The organism is Pseudomonadota bacterium, from assembly GCA_027624955.1.
Classification (GTDB): Bacteria; Pseudomonadota; Alphaproteobacteria; order UBA828; family UBA828; genus PTKB01.
Genome location: JAQBTG010000005.1, coordinates 1 through 20,022, shown reverse-complemented (window position 1 = coordinate 20,022; position 20,022 = coordinate 1). Strand labels below are relative to the sequence as shown.

Below are 20,022 nucleotides of genomic sequence, written 5' to 3'. Positions count from 1 at the left end.
GCGCCAGCAAGGCGTAAGATCACCGCCAAAGGTTTAAAAATTTGGGAGACGTGTCGATGCTCAAGATCACCGGCTATTCGGATCGCGTCAGCGCGCGTCCCGGCGAGACAATCAAATTCATGGTCAATTGCGAACTTGGCGATTACCGCGCCGATATCGTCAAATTGATCTGCGGCGACAGCTCGCCGGACGGGCCAGATTTCAAAGAAAAGCTGATCAAAACGCCGGCGAACAAGCGTTACAAAGGACGCCCACAAAGCATTCATATGGGCTCTTACGCCGTTGTCGAAAACAATCCGACGCTCGAAAATCTGGCGAGCTTTACTGTCCAAGCAATGATCTGGCCGACCACGCCGGACAAAGGAATGCAGGGCATTCTCGGTAAATGGAACCCGCGCGGCAAGAGCGGTTTTGCCCTGGTGATTGCTGAGGATGGTTCTCTCGGCCTGACGCTAGGCAACGGCAAGGGACGATCAGAAACCGTTTCGCTCGGAAAGCCGATGCTGGCGCGCCATTGGTATCTGGTGGCGGCGAGTTGGGACGCTGAGAAGAAAGAGGTGCACCTCTATCAAGAGCCACTACGCGACTATGTCGGTGTGACCCATGGCGGCACAGCGCGCAAGAAAGTGAAACTCAGCAAGATGGCGGGCAACCGCGCGCCCCTGACTATGGCTGCCCTGTTCGAACGCAGTACGGGCGGCCGCACATTTTGTGGCAACTTCTACAACGGCAAGATCGACGGGCCGAAGCTGACCGGCCGAGTGCTGAAGCGGACCGAAATCGAGGCCCTAAGAGGCAATAACGTGCCGCTCTCCTTGGCGCCCTCTGTGCTTGCCGCTTGGGATTTTTCACGCGACATCCCTTCGATCAAAATCAGCGATGTCAGCAGCCGCCAAATGCATGGTGAGATTGTCAATTTGCCGGCGCGCGGGATGACAGGCGCCAATTGGACGGGCGCGGAGCTGTGCTGGCGCCACGAGGAAAGCGAATATGGCGCAATGCATTTTCACGATGACGATCTGTACGACGCCTGCTGGGACGTGGATTTCGAATTCACTGTGCCCAAAGGCCTGAAAAGCGGCATCTACGCCGCGCGCCTCCGGGCCGCCGATGCGGAAGAATATATTCCCTTTGCCGTCAGGCCTGAGCGTGGCGGCGAAGCGAAGATCGCGTTCATCCTGCCGACTATTCACTATATGGCCTACGCCAACGAGCACATGGCCTTCAACGGCCCGATCGCCGAAATGTTGACCGGACAGGTCTCGGTCATGAACGACACACATCTGTTTCTCAATGAGCATCGGGAGTATGGCGCCTCGCTCTACGACACCCATTCTGACGGCTCGGGCGTGTGTTATTCCTCACGTCTCAGGCCCATTCTGAACATGCGGCCGAAATATCAGACGCAATGGTCCTGCTTCGGCAAGACGGATACCAATTTGCGCGAATTCAATCTTGACCTCTATTTCATCGATTGGATGGAGCGCTTTGGTTTCGACTATGACGTGGTGACGGACGAAGATATCCATTATGAGGGTATCGACGCGATCGAACCCTATAATGTGATTCTCACCGGCGGCCATCCCGAATATTACTCCAAGCAGATGCGTGATTCGGTGTTCGACTTCACGCAGAAGGGCGGGCGGCTGATGTATATGGGGGGCAACGGTTTTTACTGGCGCGTGGCGCTACATGGCGAAGTGCCGGGCGTGATCGAGGTTCGCCGCTGCGAAGCGGCGATCAAAGCATGGGGCGCCGAAACCGGTGAATATTATCACAGCTTTACCGGTGAACATGGCGGCCTCTGGCGCCATCAGGGCGAAACCGAGCCGCAACGCCTGACCGGCGTTGGCTTTAGCGCCGAAGGCTTCGATATATCCTCTTATTATCGGCGCAACCCGGACAGCTTCGATCCGCGCGTGGCATTCATGTTCAAAGGCATCGGCAAAGACGAATTGATCGGCGATTTCGGCTATCATGGTGGCGGCGCGGCAGGCAACGAATTGGACCGCGCCGACCCCGCCCTCGGCACGCCACCACACGCGCTCGTCGTTGCCACCTCTGAGAAGCACACGGACCTCTACATGGTGGTCAACGAGGAAATCTTGATCAACCATCCCGGCATGACGGGCAACGACCATCCGCTGGTACGTGCCGATATGGTGTTTTTCGAAACGCCCAACGGCGGTGCTGTATTTTCCACCGGCTCCATCGCCTATGGCGCCAGCCTGCCGTGGAACGACTATAAGAACAACGTCGCCAAACTGACCACCAACGTGCTCAAGCGTTTCGCAGATCCGAAACCGTTCTAAAGGAAAAGCATGCAATGCCTGCCTATTTGATCGCCGATATCACGCTTACCGACGCCGAACTTTATTCGAGCTACACGGCGGTCACGCCCGGCACCATCGCAAAATATGGCGGGCGCTTCGTGATTCGCGGCGGCGCACATGAAGTGGTAGAGGGCGATTGGCAGCCGGGGCGCCTCGTGATGCTCGAGTTCGACGATATGGCAGCGTTAAAGCGCTGGTATAATTCGCCGGAATACACCGAAGCACGGGCGATCCGCCAACGCGCCGCGACCGGCAGCGTAATTTTCGTCGAAGGGTTGTAGAAACGCCGAGACCGTGGCGCTTCAACCACATCTAAAAATTAAAGGAGAAAGCGCCATGTCAGCCTATGTGATCGTCGATTCACACATCAAAAATCTCGCAGGCATGCAGGAATATATCGACAAGGTCGGCGCCACCTTGCAGCCGCATGGCGGCAAGCCGATTATTGCCGGCACCAACATCGAAGTTATGGAGGGCGATTGGAATCCAAACCGCATTGTCGTCGTCGCGTTTCCCAGCATGGATGCAGCCAAGGCCTGGTACAACTCGCCCGCCTATCAGGAAATTCTGCCGATCCGCACAGCCAACACGGACGATAACTTCATCCTCGTCGAAGGCTTGTAAGGCGCGTTCAGGCTACTTCGGGGCCGGCGATGATTCCGGCATCGTGCAGGCGGCCGATTTCGCCGTCGCCCATGCCGAGAATTGTGGACAGAATTTCGTCGCTATGTTCGCCAAGCAGCGGTCCGCGCGCCACGTCGCTGCGCGGATGGGTGGTGAAATCGAGGGGCGAGCCTGGAGTCAGGAGACGCCCGATGCCGGGCTGGTCGATATCTTGAAACATCGGATTGCCGGTCGACACGAAGGGATCTTCGGCGAGCATCTGTTCATAGGTTCGAAACGGCCCCCACAGGATACCTGCCGCAGTCAGCGCCGCGCTGGCCGCGGCCATGGTTTGTCCGGCGAACCAAGCGGCTACCATTTCGTTCAACTCGGCGCGCACCTTCCAGCGGTCGGCTTCAAGTTCGAGATCGACGCCGCGCGCCACCTCTAATTCCTTGAAACGCTGGCCCAGGCCCGTGACGTCACCCAGCGCCCTGATGTGACGGCGGGTAACGATGACGAGCATGATTTGGCGCCCGTCGCTGGTGGTGAAGTCGCGCCCAAAAGTGCCGTACATATCGTTGCCGATGCGCGGGCGCGTGCGGCCGTTGATTTGGACGTCGCCGATATAGCCGAGCGATCCGGTGATGTGGTAGGCGACATCGGCCAAGCTCAGTTTTACCAACTGCCCCTCGCCGGTCCGCGCGCGGTGGCGCTCGGCCGCCAGCAGGCCGATGGCGGCGGTCAGCCCGCAGGTCAAATCCCAGCCCGGCAGCACGTTGTTGATCGGCCCCACATGGTCTTCCGGCCCGGTAACAAAGGGCCAGCCCGTGCGGGCGTTGATGGTGTAGTCCACGGCCACACTGGCATCGGGATTGCCGATGATCTTGAGCATGATGACATCGTCGCGGCGCGCCTTCAGGGCGTCGTAATCAAGCCAAGGCTGGACCTGTAGATTGGTCAGGAAGATACCGGCTTCGGGCCCCGGCGCGGTGATCAGCGCGGCAATGATTTCCTGGCCTTCCGGGTCACGCAAGTTGATTGCCAGCGAGCGCTTGCCCTTGTTCATGGTCGCCCAGTAGATGCTGGTATCATCGGCGGTTACAGGCCAGCGTTTGTAATCGAGGCCACCGCCGATCAAATCGAAGCGGATCACGTCGGCGCCCATTTGCGCCAAGGTCATGCCACCCAAGGGCGCGGCAACAAAGGCCGAGCCCTCGACAATTCGAAGTCCTTTGAGAATATCATTCATAGCGGTCCGCTTTACGCCAATCGGCCGATCAGCTCAAGACAAACGGCATCAGCCTGATGGTTTTTGCTGCGCCCGGCGGTCTTGCCGTTTAGCCAAAGCGATTAGCAATGGCGGCAGAAAAAGAAAATCGGCGATCAGGGCAACAACAAGCGTGATCGCAGTCAGCGCGCCCAGACTGGCATTCACCTTGAATCCGGAAAAGCTCAGCATGGCAAAGCCCGCCGCAAGAGTGATTGCGGTGATGGTGAGGGCGCCGCCGACGCTTTCAAAGGCATGGCGCACGGCGTCCGGCGCCGGCAGCCCCATTTCCCGCCGGCCGCGCAGGAATTTGTTGAGAAAATGAATCGAATTATCAACGACGATGCCGAGCGTCATCGCGGTAACCACCGATCCGGCGAGACCTAGCTCGCCCACCAGCCAGCCCCACAGCCCGAGCGCAATCACCGCCGGGGCCAAATTAGGCAGCAGGCTGAGCACGCCGAGCAGCGGACTTCTGAGAGCGAAGACGAGAAGCGCCGAAATAAGCAGCAGTGCGGCACCGGTGCTGATCAACATGCCTTCGATATTGCGCGCCGAAACATGCGCGTACATCATCGAGAGACCGGTGGCGGGTGCCGCTATTTGCGGTGCGTTGCGGGCCAGCCACGCGTCTGCCCCGGCGCCTAGATCGCGAATCTGGCGGGACGACATGCCGCGCACGATCACGCTCAATCGCGAGATCTCGAAAGCGCCATCCACAAGCACCTTGGCGCCACCATCAGGCGCGACAACCGCATATTGCGTGAGCAGGGCGCCGGCGCCGGTCTCCGGCAGACGGAAAAACGCCACGTCATCGGCGTGGATCGCCTGATTAAGGCGTTTGGCCATCTCAGCCAGACTGGCAACATAAACCACGCCCGGCTGCGCGCGGTACCACTGGCCAAGCCCGTCCACAACAGCGAGATAATCGCCGTCAATCACACGCCCCGGCCCGCCCGCAGGCAGCGCATGTTCAATCAAATCGATGCCGGTTAAATGGCGCTCAACAAAATCCGTATCGCGGCGAAACTCGTACCGGCTGTCGAGATATTCGCCGAAACGATCATCCAGATTGATTTGCGATATACCGGCTCCAAGGCCGAGCGCCACCAACGTAATCGTAGCGAACAGCGGCCAACGGTGGCGCACGATGGCCGCGCCGATGGTGGCCATGATCTTTTGTTCGATTCCGGTGTGCCCCTTACGGCCGAGCGGCAGCAAAGAGAGCAGCGCCGGCAACAGGGTTACTGAATAAATGAAGGCGGCGGCAACGCCGATCGCGGTGACATTTCCGAGATCGCGGAATGGCGGCGACACACTGGCGTTCATCGTGAGGAAACCCGCCGCTGTCGTCGCACTGGTCAGAAATATCGGCCAGAGATTGAGACGCAGACTCTCGGCGATGGCCGCCGGTTTCTCCAGCCCGCGCGCCATTGCGTGGCGAACGCCAGATATCAGATGGATGCTATCGGCGATAGCAAGTGTGAGGATGATCGACGGTGCAGCGGCAGAGCCAGGGTTGAGGACAAACCCCGCCCAGCCCGCGATTCCCATGGCCGTCAACGTGGCGGCAACGATTACCGCGAGTGTGCCGATGACACCGCCCCAGGAGCGCAGCATCAAAACAAGCAGTAGCAACACCAATGCCGCCATTCCAGGCATGATGGTTTTAAGGTCGCCCCTGGTCGCCTCGCCGAATGTGGCGCCGCCCACGACCGGACCGGTCAGATAGAATGCGAACGCCGGGTGCGCGGCTTCAAGGCGGCGGATGAGAGCCCTGATGCCGGCGACACTGCGGTCCACTGCCGTGCTGTCACCCGGCGGCAACGCCAAATTCAGGCTGAGAGCGGTGACGTTACCATCTCGCGAGACCAGCCAATCGCGGAACAGGGGCTCGTCGCGAATGCGCCGCGCCGCCGTATCATCCAACGCTCCATCACTGCCGAGCAGCGGCGATACCTCCAGCCGACCTGCCGTCCAACGCGGTAGGGCCGTCGACAACGGACTGTCGATGGCGGCGATATCGGGCAGCCCGCGGGCCAGCCGAACCGCATCCGCGAGCGCCTCCAGCGCCGGCCTGCTCAGCGCCGCATTCTCGCTGCCTGCTGTAATGCCGCCCTTCGGCGCAATTGCCAGCAGAGCTGTTTGCGCCACATCAAAGCTTTGTTCCAGGCGCTCTAGAGCAGCGCGTTCGGGATTGTCGTGGCTGAAAAACACACGGCTGTCATTGGTGAAGGAGAGTGAGGGCGCCCCGGCTGCGCTGGCTAGAATCGCGGCCAGGCAGACGAGCAGAAGCCAGAGCCGCGCGCGTGGTGTAAGCTCAAAAAACGTCATATGTCTGGCCCAGCAACGGAGAAGAAATGTGATGCGCGATGAACAGGCTGTTTTGCAGGCCAACCAGGCCTTTTACACCGCCTTCGCCACACGCGACCTCGCGGCCATGGAACAGATTTGGGCGCATGAGGCGACCATATGCTGCATCCATCCGGGTTGGGCGCCGCTCGTGGGGCGCGCACCCGTCATTGAGAGTTGGGCCGCGATCCTCTCGGACCCCGGCGCGCCCGAAATAAGCTGCGGGGATGCGAGTGCCATTCTGCATCATCAAAGCGCTTTGGTGATGTGCCATGAATATTTGCCGCAGGGCCATCTGCTGGCCTCTAATTTTTTTGTGCTTGAAAATAACGCCTGGCATCTGGTCCATCATCATGCTGGCCCCGGCCCGCAAATTGCCGTGGCAAGCTCCATGCGCCCTGACGGCGGCACCGTGCATTGATGGCGTTTTGATCGGCGGACGGCGCACTTCCATCACTTGGGCACTCGATCCAATGTTGCACAGGTCTTTAAGTCCCAACTCCTGCCGCGCGCCACCGAAAAACATTTATTGGCGAACCAGAGGCCGTCGTGAACGCGCAGATTTTATTTTGTTTCCTCGAAATATCCGCCCCTTCTCAGCGTTTTTATCAGCTATTTTTCCCGGCTGTCAAAAAAACGAAAAGGCGATTTCCCCGCCTTGGCCGGCAATTTTTTGGCCATTCTTGTTTCCTTCCCGGCTTCGGTTATATTTCGCGGCAATGAATCTCCGGACGCCGTGGCAGTCGGGGCTGGACAAGGGGAAAGCATGAAAGACCATAAAGCGGCGGCACCGTTAAGTGGTGGCAACCTGGAAACTATTCTCAAAGCCGGGCAGTTCGCCCTGACCGCCGAAACGGCGCCGCCCGATTCCGCTGACCCCGAGGCTGTGTTGGCCCGCACCGGATGCCTGAAAGGACTGGCGGATGCGGTCAATGTGCTGGACGGCCCGGGCGCGCAGACCCACCTCTCGCCGCTGGCTTCGGCGGCGATCATGGCGCGTGCCGGCATCGAACCAGTGCTGCAATTCACCATGCGTGACCGCAACCGCCTGGCGTTGGAAGCCGATATCCTCGGTGCGGGAGCGCTCGGAATCCCGAATATTCTCTGCTTGACCGGTGATTCTCCCGAAGCTGGCGATCAGCCAGAAGCCAAAGCCGTATTCGACCTGAATTCCGCTCAATTTATGGAAATCGTCAACGATATGCGCACCCGGGCCATTTTTCCCGGCGGGCGGGCGATCGAGACCCCGCCCCGTCTTCTAATCGGCGCCGCCGACGCGCCGCGCAAACTTGATGCCGATTTTTCCCCCGGCGGCCTCCTGGCAAAAATCAATGCCGGCGCTGATTTTTTTCAAACACAATATTGCTTCGATATGGAAATCTTGCGCGATTACATGTTGCGCTTGGGCGATTTAGGCATTCTCGAGCGCACCTATTTCATCATCGGCATCGGCCCCATCGCCTCCGCGCGCTCGGCACGGTGGATGAATAAAAACCTGTTCGGCGTGCATATCCCGGAGCCCATCGTGACACGATTAGAGCAGGCGAAAGACTCCAAGGCGGAAGGCCGCAAAATTTGCGTCGAGCTAATTCAGGAGCTTGTCGGCATGGAAGGAGTCTCCGGCGCACATCTTATGGCGCCGCATGGCGAGCAATCTGCCGCCGCCGTCATCCGAGAATGCGGAGTGCTTGAAAATCGGATGGCTTGAATATTCCGGCAGAGAGTTTGAAAACGATCTAACGATTACCGAGGACAATTATCTCGCGTAGCGAATAATCGCCACCTTCATTGGCGATCGTCAAGCCGGCGAACGGGTCACGGAAGCTGACGTCGGTGACGCTGAACAGCACCCCACCATCAACCGAGATTTTCATGACGCCATCTGAATCTCGGCTAAACTCAACGCGGTGGCGGAAGTTATCTTCCAAATTGAGTGCCTGATTATAGGCGCCAATGGAACGTAAGCCACTAGAGCCGAAACGCTGCAATTCCAAAGACGGCTGCCCGCCGGGCACATAAGCTAGGCGGTAACCGGCGCTACGCGAGCGCCCCTGGAACAGGTCCATTGAGAACCGACCGTGCTTTTCACGCGAGACAATTTCGAGAACCACCTGGAAGGCGTTCGAGATCGGCGTTTGAAGGAATATTTCAGCGCGCTCGGGCTGGACCGGCTGGCTAGGCGCCGGCTCCGCCGCCTTTTTTTTCTTGCTGCCTAACAATGAGCCTAAAACATCGGTGACAAGTTCCGTGCGTGACTGCTGCGTGGTTTGCTGTGCCGCCGGAGCCACTTTGGCAACGACGCTTCTCAGACCCAGTCCCGAATCGACGGTGAAGCGCCCCTCAACCACTGTCCAGGCCGGATTGCGGGTGAAATTGCCGTCGCCAAAATCATCGTGCACGAGCTTTTGCGATGGCAATGTCGGCGCCGGTTCGGCCTTCGGCGCAGCCGCTGTGTGCTCGGCAATGGCATTGCGTAAATCGCGCAGCAAGATGGGATCCGCCGCGCGCGACTTTTCTGCCGCGTCGATCAGTTCATGCAGGCGATCGACCAGCGCGTCATATTTTTCATCGCCGCCACCCCATTCCGAATAGCGCTCCTCCGCCCGGGCACTGCCGCCCGCAACGAGGAATACACAGAGCATCGAAACAGCAAAAATTTTTATTGTCACAAATTTCATGATCTTAGAATAAGACAATCCTGCCGGAAGGAAAACAGTGAATTAACTCTTTGCAATTATCCTTTTGAATTGACGCGCGGCATCCGGCACCATGGCGGCGCGAAAACAAAGACACATAAACAACGGGGAGATGGTTTCATGGCTAACTCACGCGCTGCGGTTTCCGTCAAGGTTGGCGCCCCCGCCGACCAAGTTTGGGAACATATCGGTAGCTTCGCAAATATTAAGGCGATCGCGCAAGGGGCGATCACAAGTTGCGAGATGGACAAAACTGGCACCATTCGCAAGCTCAAAGTAAAGGGCGCAAAGGGAATTATTACAGAGAGGCTGATCAAATATGACAGCCAAACCCTCACACAAATTTACACCATCATCGACAAGCCCAACAACATCGTTCCGTTTATCAATTATACCGCGATCATCAAGGTAAAAGCGTCTACAGCGCGTAGTTCCACCATCGAATGGTCAAGCCGCTTCGAACCGAAAAAAGGCCAGACGGCAGACGGTTGCCGCGACTTCGCGCTGGGCATCTACGACCTCGCCATCGGCGGCGTGAAAAAACGGCTCGGCCTGACAAAACCAGAAAAGAAAGCGGCGGCAAAGAAAAAGGCCCCGGCAAAAGCCAAGGCAAAAACCAAGGCCAAACCCGCCGCCAAATCGGCGGCCAAACCAGCGGCCAAATCCAAGGCAAAGGCGCGCGCCAAGAAAAAGTAACTCTTCTCGCGCGGCTCTCTAATAGAGAACTGCCTGTAGATAGAGACCCCAGGGCGGCGCATTGGGGCCGGCGCTGCGGCGGTCGCGTGCCGCCAAGACGTCATCGATATGCGCTTCTGGCCAGCGCCCCTCGCCGACCCATACCAGACTGCCTACCATGGCGCGCATTTGATGGTGCAGGAAAGATTGCGAACGCGCGGTGAGGCATATGTCATCGCCCTGGCGTGTGACCTCAAGCGCATCCAATGTCTTGACCGGCGAAAGCGCCTGACAGGCGCTGGCGCGAAACGACGAAAAATCGTGATGCCCCAGAAGGCGTGCCGCGGCGCGCGCCATGGCGTCGGAGTCGAGCTCGCGCGAAATTTGCCATGCGCGTTTGACGTCAAGCGCCAGCGGCGACCGGCGGTTGACGATTTGGTAGCGATAGATGCGCGCCTTGGCCGACCGCCGGGCATCGAAATCCTCAGCGACAGTTTGAGCAGCTAAAACGGAAACCCGATGCGGCCGCAAATGGGCGTTCAGCCCATCGCGCAAGGTGCCGGGCGCGGGCACGCTAACGAGATCAAGATGACAAACTTGCGCCACCGCATGTACACCCGCATCCGTCCGTCCGGCGCCATGCACGCGGACGGTTTCGCCGCCAAACGCCGCGACCGCATCTTCCAACGCCTGCTGTACGGAATGGCCGTTGGTCTGCCATTGCCAACCGACGAATTCCGAGCCGTCATATTCGATCGTCAGCTTGTAGCGAGGCACGGCAATGTCTCTCCCGCAGGGATCGCGTGGCCACGCAGGAATTCAGCTGCCGCGAGATCGCTCTTGCCAGCGCGTTGCAGACGCAGGAGGCGGAGCGCCGTGCCGGCACCGCAAGCGACAAAGAGGCCGTCGTCATCAAGCACGGTGCCGGGCGCCTCAACGATTTCGGGCGTCAGCGCCTGAGCGGCAAGCAGCTTGATGCGCGCGGTTCCGTGCAGAAACCAGGCGCCCGGAACTGGCGACAAGGCGCGTACCAGATTCGCCAATTCGGGCGCCGGACGTGTCCAATCGAGCCGCGCCTCTGCCTTGTCAATTTTGGCGGCATAGCTGGCGCCGTCGGCCTGTTGCAAAGGCATCGGCGCCTTGCCCCGGCACAGTTCGCCCGCAACCTCGGTGATCAGATCGGCCGACAGTGCAGCGAGCCGATCATGCAATTGACCCGCGTCGCAATCCGCATCGATCGCCAATTTGGCCTGGCGCAATACCGGGCCGGTATCCAGCCCTTCGTCCATTTGCATGATGCTCACGCCGGTCTCGTTGTCACCGGCCATGATGGCGCGCTGAATTGGCGCTGCGCCGCGCCAGCGCGGCAGCAGGGATGCATGGGCATTGATGCACCCCAGGCGCGGTGCGCTCAGCAATGCCGGCGGCAGGATCAGGCCATAGGCCACAACCACGCAGAGTTCCGCCCCAATAGCCGTGAACACGCGCTGCTCGGCCTCTTCTTTCAAACTCACCGGCATGTGCAGATCCAGCCCTGCCGCTTCGGCGCGACGCTGAACCGCCGTAGGCCGAGGCTGCTTGCCGCGACCGGCCGGGCGCGGCGGCTGGCAGTAAACCGCGGCAACGGGGAAACCCGCCGCCAATAAGGCGTCAAGCGATGGCACCGCATAATCCGGCGTGCCCATGAAGATAAGGGTGTTGGCAGCCATGCGCCGAGTCTACCTCACGCGTCCTTGCCTTGGGCGCGCGCTGCCTTGGCCATTTTACGCAGGATGATCCCCCGCTTTACCAGCGATAAATGGTCGACGAACAATTTTCCGTCGAGGTGATCCACTTCATGCTGCAAGCAAACCGCAAGCGTTTCCGCCGCCTCAATCTCTTGTGTGTCGCCGTTCTCGTCGAGATAGCGCACGCGTACCGCGTCGGCGCGCTGGACGTCGGCGAAATATTCTGGAAACGAGAGGCAGCCCTCTTCATAGACGATACGCTCGGGCGAGAACCACAGAATCTCAGGATTGATCAGCTTGAGCGGTGCCGGCGGATCGTCGGGCGCGTGCACATCGACCACAATCACGCGCTTGGGAACGCCGACCTGAATTGCCGCAAGGCCGAGGCCGTCGCCGTGATACATGGTCTCCAACATGTCGTCCAACAGAGCGCAAATTTCCGCGTCCACCTTTTCCACCGGATTGGAGCGGAGTTTCAATCGTTTGTCGGGCGCAACTAGGATCGGGCGTACGGCCATGAGCAGATCATCCAGAGAAATTCACGGTTTAGGTATTACTCGTTACGGCTATCGTCAAGCGGGGCCATGCCGCTTTGACAGGCGGCGGATGGCGGGCTCATAGTGACGCACATGGATATCGTTATTCTTGCCCTGTTGATTGCGGTCGCCCTGATCGCGGCATTCGCGACGTTTTCGATCCTGCGGTTGCGCGGCCGGGCTGGAGAGACGGAGGCTCTACGCGGCGAATTAACCCGCCTGACAGAGAACTTCGCGGCCGGCCAACGCGACATGGAGGAGCGCCTGAAGGCGGAACAGCGCGCCCTCGCCGAACGCATATATGAGCGTGAGGCGTCGCTCAACAAAACCCTCGCGGAAGGATTGCAGACGACGACCAATAAGACCTTGGAGAGCATAGGCAAAGTAGAAGTCCGCCTGGCCGTGATCGACAGGGCGCAAGCCAACATTGCTGACCTTTCCGGCCAGGTCGTCAATCTGCAGAATATTCTTTCCAACAAGCAGGCGCGCGGCGCTTTTGGCGAAATTCAACTGAACGATTTGGTGCGTCAGGTGCTGCCACCCTCCGCTTACCGTTTTCAGGCTCAGCTCGGAAACGGAAAACGGGCGGATTGTCTCCTAGAATTGCCCAATCCGCCGGGCGCTATCGCAATTGACGCTAAATTTCCCTTGGAAAGCTATCACGCGCTGCAAGCAGCGACGGACGACGTTGCCAGGAAAACCGCCGAGCGCGCCTTCCGTGACGCCATGCAAGGCCACATCAAGGATATTTCTGAGCGCTATATTGTGCCCGGCGAAACCGCGGATGCGGCGCTGATGTTCCTGCCCTCCGAGGCGGTCTATGCCGAACTTCATGGCAATTTCCCGGCCGTTATCGATGCGAGCTATCGGGCACGGGTGTTCATCGTCTCTCCCACGACATTATGGGCGACGCTCAATACCGTACGGGCGATCCTCAAGGATGTACGCATGAAGGAGCAGGCGGGGCTTATTCAGAAGGAAGTCCAGGCACTGTTAGGCGATGTCGTCCGCCTCGATGACCGAGTCGGAAAATTGCAGCGCCATTTCGATCAGGCAGGTGACGATATGCGGCAGATTCGCATTTCCACCGACAAAGTGGGCAAACGCGCCGAGCGCATCGAATCGGTGCAGCTCGAAGACGCCGTGGAAAGCGAAGGCAGCGAAAGTCCCATCGCCGCGCCGCTTCAATCAGCCGGCAAGGATTAATATTTAGCTATCAAGCGGACGACGCGCCTTGAGGGCCGCGCTCAGCGTGCCGTCGTCGAGATAGTCAAGTTCGCCTCCCACCGGAACACCGTGCGCAAGGCGGGTAATGCGGACACCCAGGCCGCGCAATCGATCGGTCACATAGTGCGCTGTGGTTTGCCCATCGACGGTGGCACTCATGGCCAGAATGATTTCCGTCACTTCGGGCGGGTCTGCACGGGCGAGAAGGGCGGCGATGTTTAAATCCTCCGGGCCAACGCCGTCCAATGCCGAAAGTAGCCCGCCGAGAATATGGTACCGCCCCTTGTAGCTCAGCGTGCGCTCCAGCGCCCAAAGATCAGCGACTTCCTCCACCACGCAAATGATGCTGCCATCGCGTTCAGGGTTGGCACAGATGGCGCAAGGGTCTTGGCTGTCGAGATTGCCGCACATCATGCACGGCTTAATGGATTCCGCGGCACTTTTAAGCGCCATCAAAAGAGGCACCAACAAGGCCTCGCGGCGCTTCAAAAGGTAGAGCGCGGCACGGCGCGCCGAGCGCGGCCCGAGGCCGGGCAGCTTGCTCAGATAATTAATAAGCCGTTCGATATCGTCGCCTGCCATGGCCTGAATCCGGCTTTATGGCAGCGTCTAAAAGGGTAAATTCATGCCCGGCGGCAAGTTCAGCCCGCCGGTCACTTTTGCCATCTCTTCTTGCATGTGAGCCTCGACCTTGGCTTTTGCGTCGTTGAACGCCGCTGTCACCAAGTCCTCCAGCACTTCTACTTCGTCGGCAATCGCAAGTGAGGGGTCAATTTTGATGGCGCGCATGTCGCCCTTACCGTTGAGAGTAACGCTGACCAATCCGCCGCCGGCGGCACCGCTGACTTCCAACGCATCCAGACCTTCCTGCATTTCCGCCATTTTGGCTTGCATTTGCTGCGCCTGTTTCATCATTTGGCCCAGATTCTTCATATGCTTTCTCTCCGTTCTGAGGTCACTCGTTATCGTCCGATTCGTCGCTCTCGCGCAAGCCGGCGATTTGCGCGTCCGGAAATATTTTCAATACCTGACGGACTAGTGGATCGTCCTCAGCTGCCCGCAATTTAGCCGCAACTCTTGCTTCCGCCTGTTCCTCCAGTGTCGGCTCACCGGGTTCTTCAGACAACACCACCATCCAGCGCCGGCCGGTCCAAACCTGTAATTTTTCGCCGAGTTCGCCGGCCAATGGCTTGAGAACCACCTCGTTTTGGCGCAATTCGATACGGCCCGGCAAAAATCGCACCAGATGAACGTCGGAAACCAGCCAATGACGCAAATCCATTTCACGGTGCTGCCCGGCAAGGGCGACAACATCCTGGAAACATGTGACTCCGCCGCCAGGTGCCTCGCCGGCGATGGTTTCGCCAGCCCGGACGACCGGTTGTTGCTCGGCGGGCTCAGCCTGCTCCGGCGCCCGTTCCTCAGCTAGAGCCGTCTGACCGCCACCCGATTCGGCGGTAGATTCGGGTGCGCCACGCGACAGGACGGGCGGCGTTGCCTCAGACACCAAGTCTGGTGCCAGCGCTGATGGCGGCGCTGATGGCGACACTGATGGCGGCGCTGATGGCGGCGCTGATGGCGGCTGCGCGGCGGCCTTCACAGGTGCGGCCGTGGGCGATGCGCCGTCAAGCGCCCGCAAGGCGTCCGCCGGGCTCGGCAGATCGGCGGCATACGCGAGACGCACCAACGCCATTTCAACCGCCATCAAGCTTTGCGGCGCACTGCGCGCCTCGGACAGGCCCTTCAGCAGCATCTGCCAGGCGCGGGTCAGTTCGGGCATGGCCAGCTGGGCGGTCATCTCCTGCCCCTGGCGCCGTTCGATTTCGGGTATGCTCGGGTCGTTGGCGATTGCCGGCACCAATTTCACCCGAGTTAGCCAGTGGGTCAGTTCCAGCATGTCTTCCAAAACGGCAATGGGGTCCGCGCCGGCGCGGTATTGCTCACCCAGAAGATCGAGGGCGCTAGCGGTTTCGCCCTTCATCACCGCGGCGAAAAGCTCGAACACCCGCTCACGGTCGGCAAGGCCGAGCATATCGCGCACCTCGGCTTCGCTGACCGCACCGCCACCATGGGCAATTGCCTGATCAAGCAGCGAAAGACCATCGCGGACGGAACCGTCGGCGGCGCGCGCGATCAGGCGGATCGCGCCCTCAGAGATCTCAGCATTTTCCTTCTCGGCGACGGCCTGAAAATGAGCTGCCAGAGTGGTGGCATCGACGCGCCTTAAATCGAAACGCTGGCAGCGCGACAGGACGGTAACCGGCAGGCGGCGCACTTCGGTGGTGGCAAAAATAAATTTGGCGTGTGGCGGCGGCTCCTCGAGCGTCTTCAATAAGGCGTTGAACGCCTGCTTGGAGAGCATATGCACTTCGTCGACGATGTAGACCTTGTAGCGAGCGCTGGTCGGACGGTAGCGCACGCCATCGATCAGCTCGCGGATATCGTCGACACCGGTGCGCGAAGCCGCATCCATTTCCATCACATCGACATGGCGGTCTTCGGCGATAGCTTGGCAATGCTCGCAAACGCCGCATGGTTCAGCCGTGGGACCTTCGCCGCCCGCGCCGGTACAATTGAGAGCACGGGCGAGTATCCGTGCAGTCGACGTCTTACCGACGCCGCGCACACCCGTGAGAAGAAAGGCATGCGCTAGCCGGCCGGTGCGAATCGCGTTGGTCACCGTGCGCACCAATGCGTCCTGCCCAATTAGGTCGGAAAAATTGGTTGGCCGGTACTTACGGGCCAGAACGCGGTAAGGGCCGCCGTCGCCCATCCGGAATCCACGGTTGTTGTTAGGTCAGGTGCGAATCGGCTGAAAGGCACCGATCACGCGGTAAAGGCGGGAGGCCGGACAGGCAACCCGTCCAGCACTCGTTACGGCTGCTTCCTTCCGGACCTGACCGAGTTAGCGAGGCGGCCGTCCGCCGCCGGTCTCCCTGGCGATACTATACCAGCATTGCCCGCCCCCGACGCAAGCTCTTAACCGAGCTCTTTGACCCGTACGGACAGTCATGCGAGGTTGGCGGCATGCAAAAGCTATCGATCTTGCCGGGCAATGTATTCTCAGGGGTGCCGCTCGACCGGGCGGATCACCTGAGAACTGATGTCGGCTGGATAGAGGCCCAGCTGAACGATCCGGTGAGCCGCTTCATCGCGGTGTGGAACCAAAAAACCATTGTATTTGAGGGCGCGGAGCCACGCGCCGCGCTGAACAACCGCGAGGCGCTCGATGGATTACTCGACGCCAACGCATCGCTAGCTTTCCTCGGCGTCGCCCCAGAAGAAGACGGGATCGCTCATTTCGCCGTCGATCTTTCTCATTTGCCGGAGGAAAGACTAATCGCGCGCTACTCCGGCGGCGTCCTCATGGATTTGCGCGATTCGGTGCAATTGGTGCCGGCGCACGAGGCGGCAATTTTGGCTTATGCGCGCGGACTGATGTATTGGCACCAGAAAAACGGGTTTTGCGCCGCTTGTGGACATAAAAGCGAGGCGCGGCGAGCCGGACATGAACGCGTCTGCACCAATCTGGCCTGCGGGGCATCGCATTTTCCGCGCACCGATTCTGCGGTGATCGTGCTGGTGCATGATGGCGATGACTGCCTGCTATGCCGTCAATCTCACTGGCCCACCGGGATGCATTCGACCCTGGCCGGATTCCTCGAGCCCGGCGAAAGTCTGGAAGAAACCGTAGCGCGCGAAATATTCGAAGAATCCGGCGTCCATGTTGCCGACGTGCGCTACCATTCGTCACAACCTTGGCCTTTTCCCGCATCGATCATGGTGGGCTTCATGGCCAAAGCCGCAAGCCGTGAAATCATTGTCGACGGCAAAGAGTTGGAATACGCCCATTGGTATGGGCGCGACTGGTTGCGGAACGTCGTGGATTCGGACGAATTCCGCATGCCCGGCAAATATTCCATCGCACGCCGCTTGATCGGCGATTGGATCGAGGGCCGGTTCCCGATTTGAACGTTATCGGTGTTGATCAGGCGGTGCGTGCCGCCGACTCGACACGGAAAGGGTGCGCCAGATAGACCCCCATAATCTTAATCTCGCTGGTGAAGAAGGAGAGCTCCTCCAGCGCCAGCTGCAGCCGCGGCTCGGAAGGATGGGCCTCGACCTCGGCAAAAAATTGGGTAGCGGTAAACGTCCCGCCGACCATGTAGCTCTCCAATTTGGTCATGTTGACCCCGTTGGTGGCGAATCCGCCAAGTGCCTTGTACAGCGCGGCGGGCACGTTGCGAACATGGAAGACGAAAGAAGTCACCACCGGGCCATCTGCCGGATCGGGATCGATCGCTGCACCGGCGAGGACCACAAAGCGCGTGGTGTTGTGCGCTTCATCCTCGACCCCGGCCTCGATTACCTCCAGACCATAAATCTCTGCCGCCAAGCCAGAGGCGATGGCTGCGATGGCGGGGTCTTTGAGCCTAGCGATTTCCGCCGCGGCGCCCGCCGTATCGGCCTGGACAACCGCGTTCAACCCGAGGCGCCGGATCACGTTGCGGCATTGCGAGAGCGCATGAACATGCGAGCGCACGATCTTTAACCCCGCGGCCGTTGCGCCCTTGCAGGCAAGTAAATTGTGCTGCACGGGCTGATAATGTTCGGCCACAATGTGGAGTCTAGATTCGGGCAGCAATTGATGAATATCGGCCACCCGGCCAGCAACAGAATTTTCAATCGGAATCATGGCGAGGCGCGCGTGGCCGTCAGCCACGGCGGCAAAGGCATCCGTGAAAGTGTTGCACGGCAAGGTGTGCATTTCGGGGAACACCGCGCGACAGGCCATGTCCGAATACGCGCCCGGCGCGCCCTGAAAGGCGATCGTTTGCGCCGCCTTGGATTGATTGTCACTCATCTGCCGGTTCTATCCGCCTGCGCTCAACTACCGGCGCGCGCGCCAAGCAATTCACGCGCCCGCGCCAAGTCGCGCGGAGTATCGACACCGAGCGGAACGGTGTCAACGAAGGCCACATCGATGCGCATGCCTGCTTCTAAGGCGCGCAACTGCTCAAGACGCTCACGCTGCTCCAGCGGGCTCGGCGGCAAAGCGATGAATTGTTCAAGCGCGGCACGGCGGAATGCGTAGAGCCCTATATGGTGCCACAAAACGCCATCTCCCGAGGGCGCGCGAGAGCGCGTAAAATAAAGCGCACGGCCGCTGCCGGCCGCCACGCCGTCTGGCGCCTTACTTGTAGAGATGACAGCTTTAACCACGTTCGGGTCGTCGCGTTCAGCGGGGTCGTTAATCTCGGCCGCAAGGGTGCCGATATCGACCGCCGCATCAGCCAACAAATCGAGGGCGGCACGCAGCAAATCCGGCGCCAGCGTTGGCAGATCGCCCTGCAGATTGATTACCGCGTCATGCTTCCGATCACCGTCCAGATGCGTCAACGCCTCGAATATACGGTCGGAACCAGAAGCGTGATCGGCACGCGTCAACACCGCCTCGCCGCCAGCCGCCATCACCGCATCGGCAATTTCGCGTTCGGCGCAGGCGACCACCACACGCCCCAAATTCGCCTCCTGGGCGCGCCGCATCACGTGGATGATCATCGGCACACCCGCGATATCAGCGAGCGGCTTATTTGGCAGGCGCACGGATTGCAGGCGCGCCGGAATCAGGACGATCGGATTGGCGGGGCGACCGCGCCTCCCCCCTTCATCCGCAATCAAGGACGTTTCCATGCCACTTGGCTCCTTTGATGCCGCCTTATAGGAGTTGGACAGGCGATGGGGAAGTCGTTAAATTCTCCACTAGGAAAATCACCGAGGCTTTGTTCATCCCATGTCGCCATTCGAACTGAATAAGATCGCCGGAGCCATCCTTTTCGCGGGACTGGTCGCAATGATTTCATGGATCATTCCCGCCAATATTTATCATGTCGACGGCGCCCATGGCAGCGCCGCGCACGCCCTGCCCCTCGCTGAAGAAGCGGATGGCGTGGCAGGGACACACGCTGCAGAGGAAATTGTGGCGTCGGTTTCGATCGACCAATTGCTGGCTGTCGCAGACATGGCCAAGGGGCAAAAAACATTCAAGAAATGCAGCGCCTGTCACACCGTTGATCAGGGCGGCAAGAACAAGGTTGGCCCCAATCTGTGGAATATCGTTGGGCGCGGTGTGGCGGTGGTCGAGGGCTTTAATTATTCCGACGCCATGGCGTCGCATGGCGGCAGTTGGAGCATCGCGGCGCTGAACGAATTCCTCGCCAACCCGAAGGGGACCGTGCCGGGAACCAAAATGTCGTTCGCCGGCGTCAAGAAAGACGGCGACCGCGCCAACGTGATGCTGTATCTGCAAAGCTTGAGCGAGTAGAAGACCACCGCTTCACAGGTTGAGCAGGAGATCGAGAGCTTGCTCGGTGCCGCCAGGCGCCACCGTCAGACGAAACAGACGCTCCGCCTCGGCCTGGCGTTTAATGAGGCGCACGACGCCCATAGGATCGAAATCCGGCGACACGACATTTTCCAGAGCGGAATCGAGCGCCTCTCCTGCCGCCAGCGGTAGGAGTGATGTCTCCCCGCGGCATTGTCACGTTAACAGGCAGGACACGCAAGGAACCGTGCCAGCTGTTTTTCAAGCCGCCACGCACG

General features: G+C 59.7%; 21 protein-coding genes and 1 other RNA gene. 9 read left to right on the top strand and 13 right to left on the bottom strand.

The features are described 5' to 3' along the window. Positions 1-56 precede the first annotated feature (56 nt). From O3A94_03160 to O3A94_03150, 3 genes are read left to right on the top strand one after another with little or no spacing between them, the layout of a single operon-like run. Positions 57-2,312 carry a N,N-dimethylformamidase gene (locus tag O3A94_03160; GenBank protein MDA1355248.1) on the top strand — a complete coding sequence of 752 codons (2,256 nt, stop codon included), beginning with the start codon at positions 57-59 and terminating at the stop codon, positions 2,310-2,312. A 14-nt stretch (positions 2,313-2,326) separates the two neighbouring features. Further along, positions 2,327-2,614, top strand: coding sequence for a DUF1330 domain-containing protein (locus tag O3A94_03155; protein ID MDA1355247.1), 288 nt, complete (start codon positions 2,327-2,329; stop codon positions 2,612-2,614). A 55-nt stretch (positions 2,615-2,669) separates the two neighbouring features. Next, positions 2,670-2,957, top strand: a complete 288-nt coding sequence (locus tag O3A94_03150; protein MDA1355246.1) for a DUF1330 domain-containing protein — start codon at positions 2,670-2,672, stop codon at positions 2,955-2,957. A gap of 7 nt (positions 2,958-2,964) precedes the next feature. On the opposite strand, the gene O3A94_03145 is transcribed toward O3A94_03150, so the two are convergent. Continuing rightward, positions 2,965-4,188 carry a CoA transferase gene (locus tag O3A94_03145; GenBank protein MDA1355245.1) on the bottom strand — a complete coding sequence of 408 codons (1,224 nt, stop codon included), beginning with the start codon at positions 4,186-4,188 and terminating at the stop codon, positions 2,965-2,967. 48 nt (positions 4,189-4,236) lie between these two features. Further along, positions 4,237-6,540, bottom strand: coding sequence for an MMPL family transporter (locus tag O3A94_03140; GenBank protein MDA1355244.1), 2,304 nt, complete (start codon positions 6,538-6,540; stop codon positions 4,237-4,239). 31 nt (positions 6,541-6,571) lie between these two features. Between O3A94_03140 and O3A94_03135 the strand changes: the two genes are divergently transcribed. Then, positions 6,572-6,979, top strand: a complete 408-nt coding sequence (locus O3A94_03135; protein ID MDA1355243.1) for a nuclear transport factor 2 family protein — start codon at positions 6,572-6,574, stop codon at positions 6,977-6,979. A gap of 345 nt (positions 6,980-7,324) precedes the next feature. Beyond that, complete coding sequence (locus O3A94_03130) at positions 7,325-8,266, top strand: methylenetetrahydrofolate reductase (protein ID MDA1355242.1); 942 nt, start codon at positions 7,325-7,327, stop codon at positions 8,264-8,266. Positions 8,267-8,294: 28 nt separating this feature from the next. Here the strand turns inward: O3A94_03130 and O3A94_03125 are convergent, their stop codons facing one another. Beyond that, a complete protein-coding gene (locus O3A94_03125) occupies positions 8,295-9,047 on the bottom strand; it encodes a hypothetical protein (GenBank protein ID MDA1355241.1) in 753 nt (250 codons plus the stop codon). A gap of 45 nt (positions 9,048-9,092) precedes the next feature. Between O3A94_03125 and O3A94_03120 the strand changes: the two genes are divergently transcribed. Next, positions 9,093-9,950 (top strand): SRPBCC family protein, encoded by an 858-nt coding sequence (locus O3A94_03120; GenBank protein ID MDA1355240.1) that lies wholly within the window; start codon positions 9,093-9,095, stop codon positions 9,948-9,950. Positions 9,951-9,968: 18 nt separating this feature from the next. On the opposite strand, the gene truA is transcribed toward O3A94_03120, so the two are convergent. The 3 genes from truA to def are packed head-to-tail and all read right to left on the bottom strand — an operon-like array spanning position 9,969 to position 12,174. Beyond that, a complete protein-coding gene (gene truA / locus O3A94_03115; GenBank protein MDA1355239.1) occupies positions 9,969-10,706 on the bottom strand; it encodes a tRNA pseudouridine(38-40) synthase TruA in 738 nt (245 codons plus the stop codon). Continuing rightward, complete coding sequence (fmt, locus tag O3A94_03110; protein ID MDA1355238.1) at positions 10,688-11,638, bottom strand: methionyl-tRNA formyltransferase; 951 nt, start codon at positions 11,636-11,638, stop codon at positions 10,688-10,690. Before fmt ends, truA begins: the two co-directional genes overlap by 19 nt. A gap of 14 nt (positions 11,639-11,652) precedes the next feature. Further along, the gene (gene def, locus O3A94_03105; protein ID MDA1355237.1) at positions 11,653-12,174 is read right to left on the bottom strand and encodes a peptide deformylase; all 522 of its coding nucleotides are present in this window, start codon (positions 12,172-12,174) and stop codon (positions 11,653-11,655) included. A gap of 102 nt (positions 12,175-12,276) precedes the next feature. On the opposite strand from def, the gene rmuC reads away from it, so the two are divergent. After that, positions 12,277-13,398 carry a DNA recombination protein RmuC gene (gene rmuC / locus O3A94_03100; GenBank protein ID MDA1355236.1) on the top strand — a complete coding sequence of 374 codons (1,122 nt, stop codon included), beginning with the start codon at positions 12,277-12,279 and terminating at the stop codon, positions 13,396-13,398. Between the two features lie 3 nt (positions 13,399-13,401). Here rmuC and recR read toward each other — a convergent pair whose 3' ends face one another. The 4 genes from recR to ffs form a co-directional block, all read right to left on the bottom strand. Further along, positions 13,402-14,001, bottom strand: coding sequence for a recombination mediator RecR (recR, locus tag O3A94_03095; GenBank protein ID MDA1355235.1), 600 nt, complete (start codon positions 13,999-14,001; stop codon positions 13,402-13,404). Positions 14,002-14,028: 27 nt separating this feature from the next. Beyond that, on the bottom strand, positions 14,029-14,352 hold the full coding sequence (locus O3A94_03090) for a YbaB/EbfC family nucleoid-associated protein (GenBank protein ID MDA1355234.1): 324 nt from the start codon (positions 14,350-14,352) through the stop codon (positions 14,029-14,031). Between the two features lie 22 nt (positions 14,353-14,374). Next, positions 14,375-16,192 carry a DNA polymerase III subunit gamma/tau gene (locus O3A94_03085; protein MDA1355233.1) on the bottom strand — a complete coding sequence of 606 codons (1,818 nt, stop codon included), beginning with the start codon at positions 16,190-16,192 and terminating at the stop codon, positions 14,375-14,377. 66 nt (positions 16,193-16,258) lie between these two features. Further along, an RNA gene (ffs, locus tag O3A94_03080) (signal recognition particle sRNA small type) lies at positions 16,259-16,355 on the bottom strand. 91 nt (positions 16,356-16,446) lie between these two features. Between ffs and nudC the strand changes: the two genes are divergently transcribed. Further along, positions 16,447-17,391, top strand: coding sequence for an NAD(+) diphosphatase (gene nudC / locus O3A94_03075; protein ID MDA1355232.1), 945 nt, complete (start codon positions 16,447-16,449; stop codon positions 17,389-17,391). Between the two features lie 16 nt (positions 17,392-17,407). Here the strand turns inward: nudC and O3A94_03070 are convergent, their stop codons facing one another. Next, positions 17,408-18,283, bottom strand: coding sequence for a prephenate dehydratase (locus tag O3A94_03070; protein MDA1355231.1), 876 nt, complete (start codon positions 18,281-18,283; stop codon positions 17,408-17,410). Positions 18,284-18,306: 23 nt separating this feature from the next. After that, complete coding sequence (locus O3A94_03065; GenBank protein MDA1355230.1) at positions 18,307-19,113, bottom strand: 3-deoxy-manno-octulosonate cytidylyltransferase; 807 nt, start codon at positions 19,111-19,113, stop codon at positions 18,307-18,309. 160 nt (positions 19,114-19,273) lie between these two features. Here O3A94_03065 and O3A94_03060 point away from each other — a divergent pair, with 160 nt between their 5' ends. Continuing rightward, positions 19,274-19,744 carry a cytochrome c family protein gene (locus O3A94_03060; GenBank protein ID MDA1355229.1) on the top strand — a complete coding sequence of 157 codons (471 nt, stop codon included), beginning with the start codon at positions 19,274-19,276 and terminating at the stop codon, positions 19,742-19,744. 12 nt (positions 19,745-19,756) lie between these two features. On the opposite strand, the gene O3A94_03055 is transcribed toward O3A94_03060, so the two are convergent. Then, positions 19,757-19,888: a hypothetical protein gene (locus O3A94_03055; protein MDA1355228.1), complete on the bottom strand. Its 132-nt coding sequence runs from the start codon at positions 19,886-19,888 to the stop codon at positions 19,757-19,759. Positions 19,889-20,022: the final 134 nt, after the last annotated feature.

Excerpts from the sequence above, each read along its gene's own strand:
- O3A94_03085 (MDA1355233.1), bottom strand. The coding sequence starts at position 16,192 with ATGGGCGACGGCGGCCCTTACCGCGTTCTGGCCCGTAAGTACCGGCCA.
- O3A94_03160 (MDA1355248.1), top strand. The coding sequence starts at position 57 with ATGCTCAAGATCACCGGCTATTCGGATCGCGTCAGCGCGCGTCCCGGC.
- O3A94_03145 (MDA1355245.1), bottom strand. The coding sequence starts at position 4,188 with ATGAATGATATTCTCAAAGGACTTCGAATTGTCGAGGGCTCGGCCTTT.
- O3A94_03140 (MDA1355244.1), bottom strand. The coding sequence starts at position 6,540 with ATGACGTTTTTTGAGCTTACACCACGCGCGCGGCTCTGGCTTCTGCTC.
- nudC (MDA1355232.1), top strand. The coding sequence starts at position 16,447 with ATGCAAAAGCTATCGATCTTGCCGGGCAATGTATTCTCAGGGGTGCCG.
- O3A94_03120 (MDA1355240.1), top strand. The coding sequence starts at position 9,093 with ATGCAGGCGATCGACCAGCGCGTCATATTTTTCATCGCCGCCACCCCA.
- O3A94_03060 (MDA1355229.1), top strand. The coding sequence starts at position 19,274 with ATGATTTCATGGATCATTCCCGCCAATATTTATCATGTCGACGGCGCC.
- O3A94_03135 (MDA1355243.1), top strand. The coding sequence starts at position 6,572 with ATGCGCGATGAACAGGCTGTTTTGCAGGCCAACCAGGCCTTTTACACC.
- fmt (MDA1355238.1), bottom strand. The coding sequence starts at position 11,638 with ATGGCTGCCAACACCCTTATCTTCATGGGCACGCCGGATTATGCGGTG.
- O3A94_03130 (MDA1355242.1), top strand. The coding sequence starts at position 7,325 with ATGAAAGACCATAAAGCGGCGGCACCGTTAAGTGGTGGCAACCTGGAA.
- recR (MDA1355235.1), bottom strand. The coding sequence starts at position 14,001 with ATGGCAGGCGACGATATCGAACGGCTTATTAATTATCTGAGCAAGCTG.
- O3A94_03150 (MDA1355246.1), top strand. The coding sequence starts at position 2,670 with ATGTCAGCCTATGTGATCGTCGATTCACACATCAAAAATCTCGCAGGC.
- O3A94_03090 (MDA1355234.1), bottom strand. The coding sequence starts at position 14,352 with ATGAAGAATCTGGGCCAAATGATGAAACAGGCGCAGCAAATGCAAGCC.
- O3A94_03065 (MDA1355230.1), bottom strand. The coding sequence starts at position 19,113 with ATGGAAACGTCCTTGATTGCGGATGAAGGGGGGAGGCGCGGTCGCCCC.
- O3A94_03155 (MDA1355247.1), top strand. The coding sequence starts at position 2,327 with ATGCCTGCCTATTTGATCGCCGATATCACGCTTACCGACGCCGAACTT.
- O3A94_03070 (MDA1355231.1), bottom strand. The coding sequence starts at position 18,283 with ATGAGTGACAATCAATCCAAGGCGGCGCAAACGATCGCCTTTCAGGGC.
- def (MDA1355237.1), bottom strand. The coding sequence starts at position 12,174 with ATGGCCGTACGCCCGATCCTAGTTGCGCCCGACAAACGATTGAAACTC.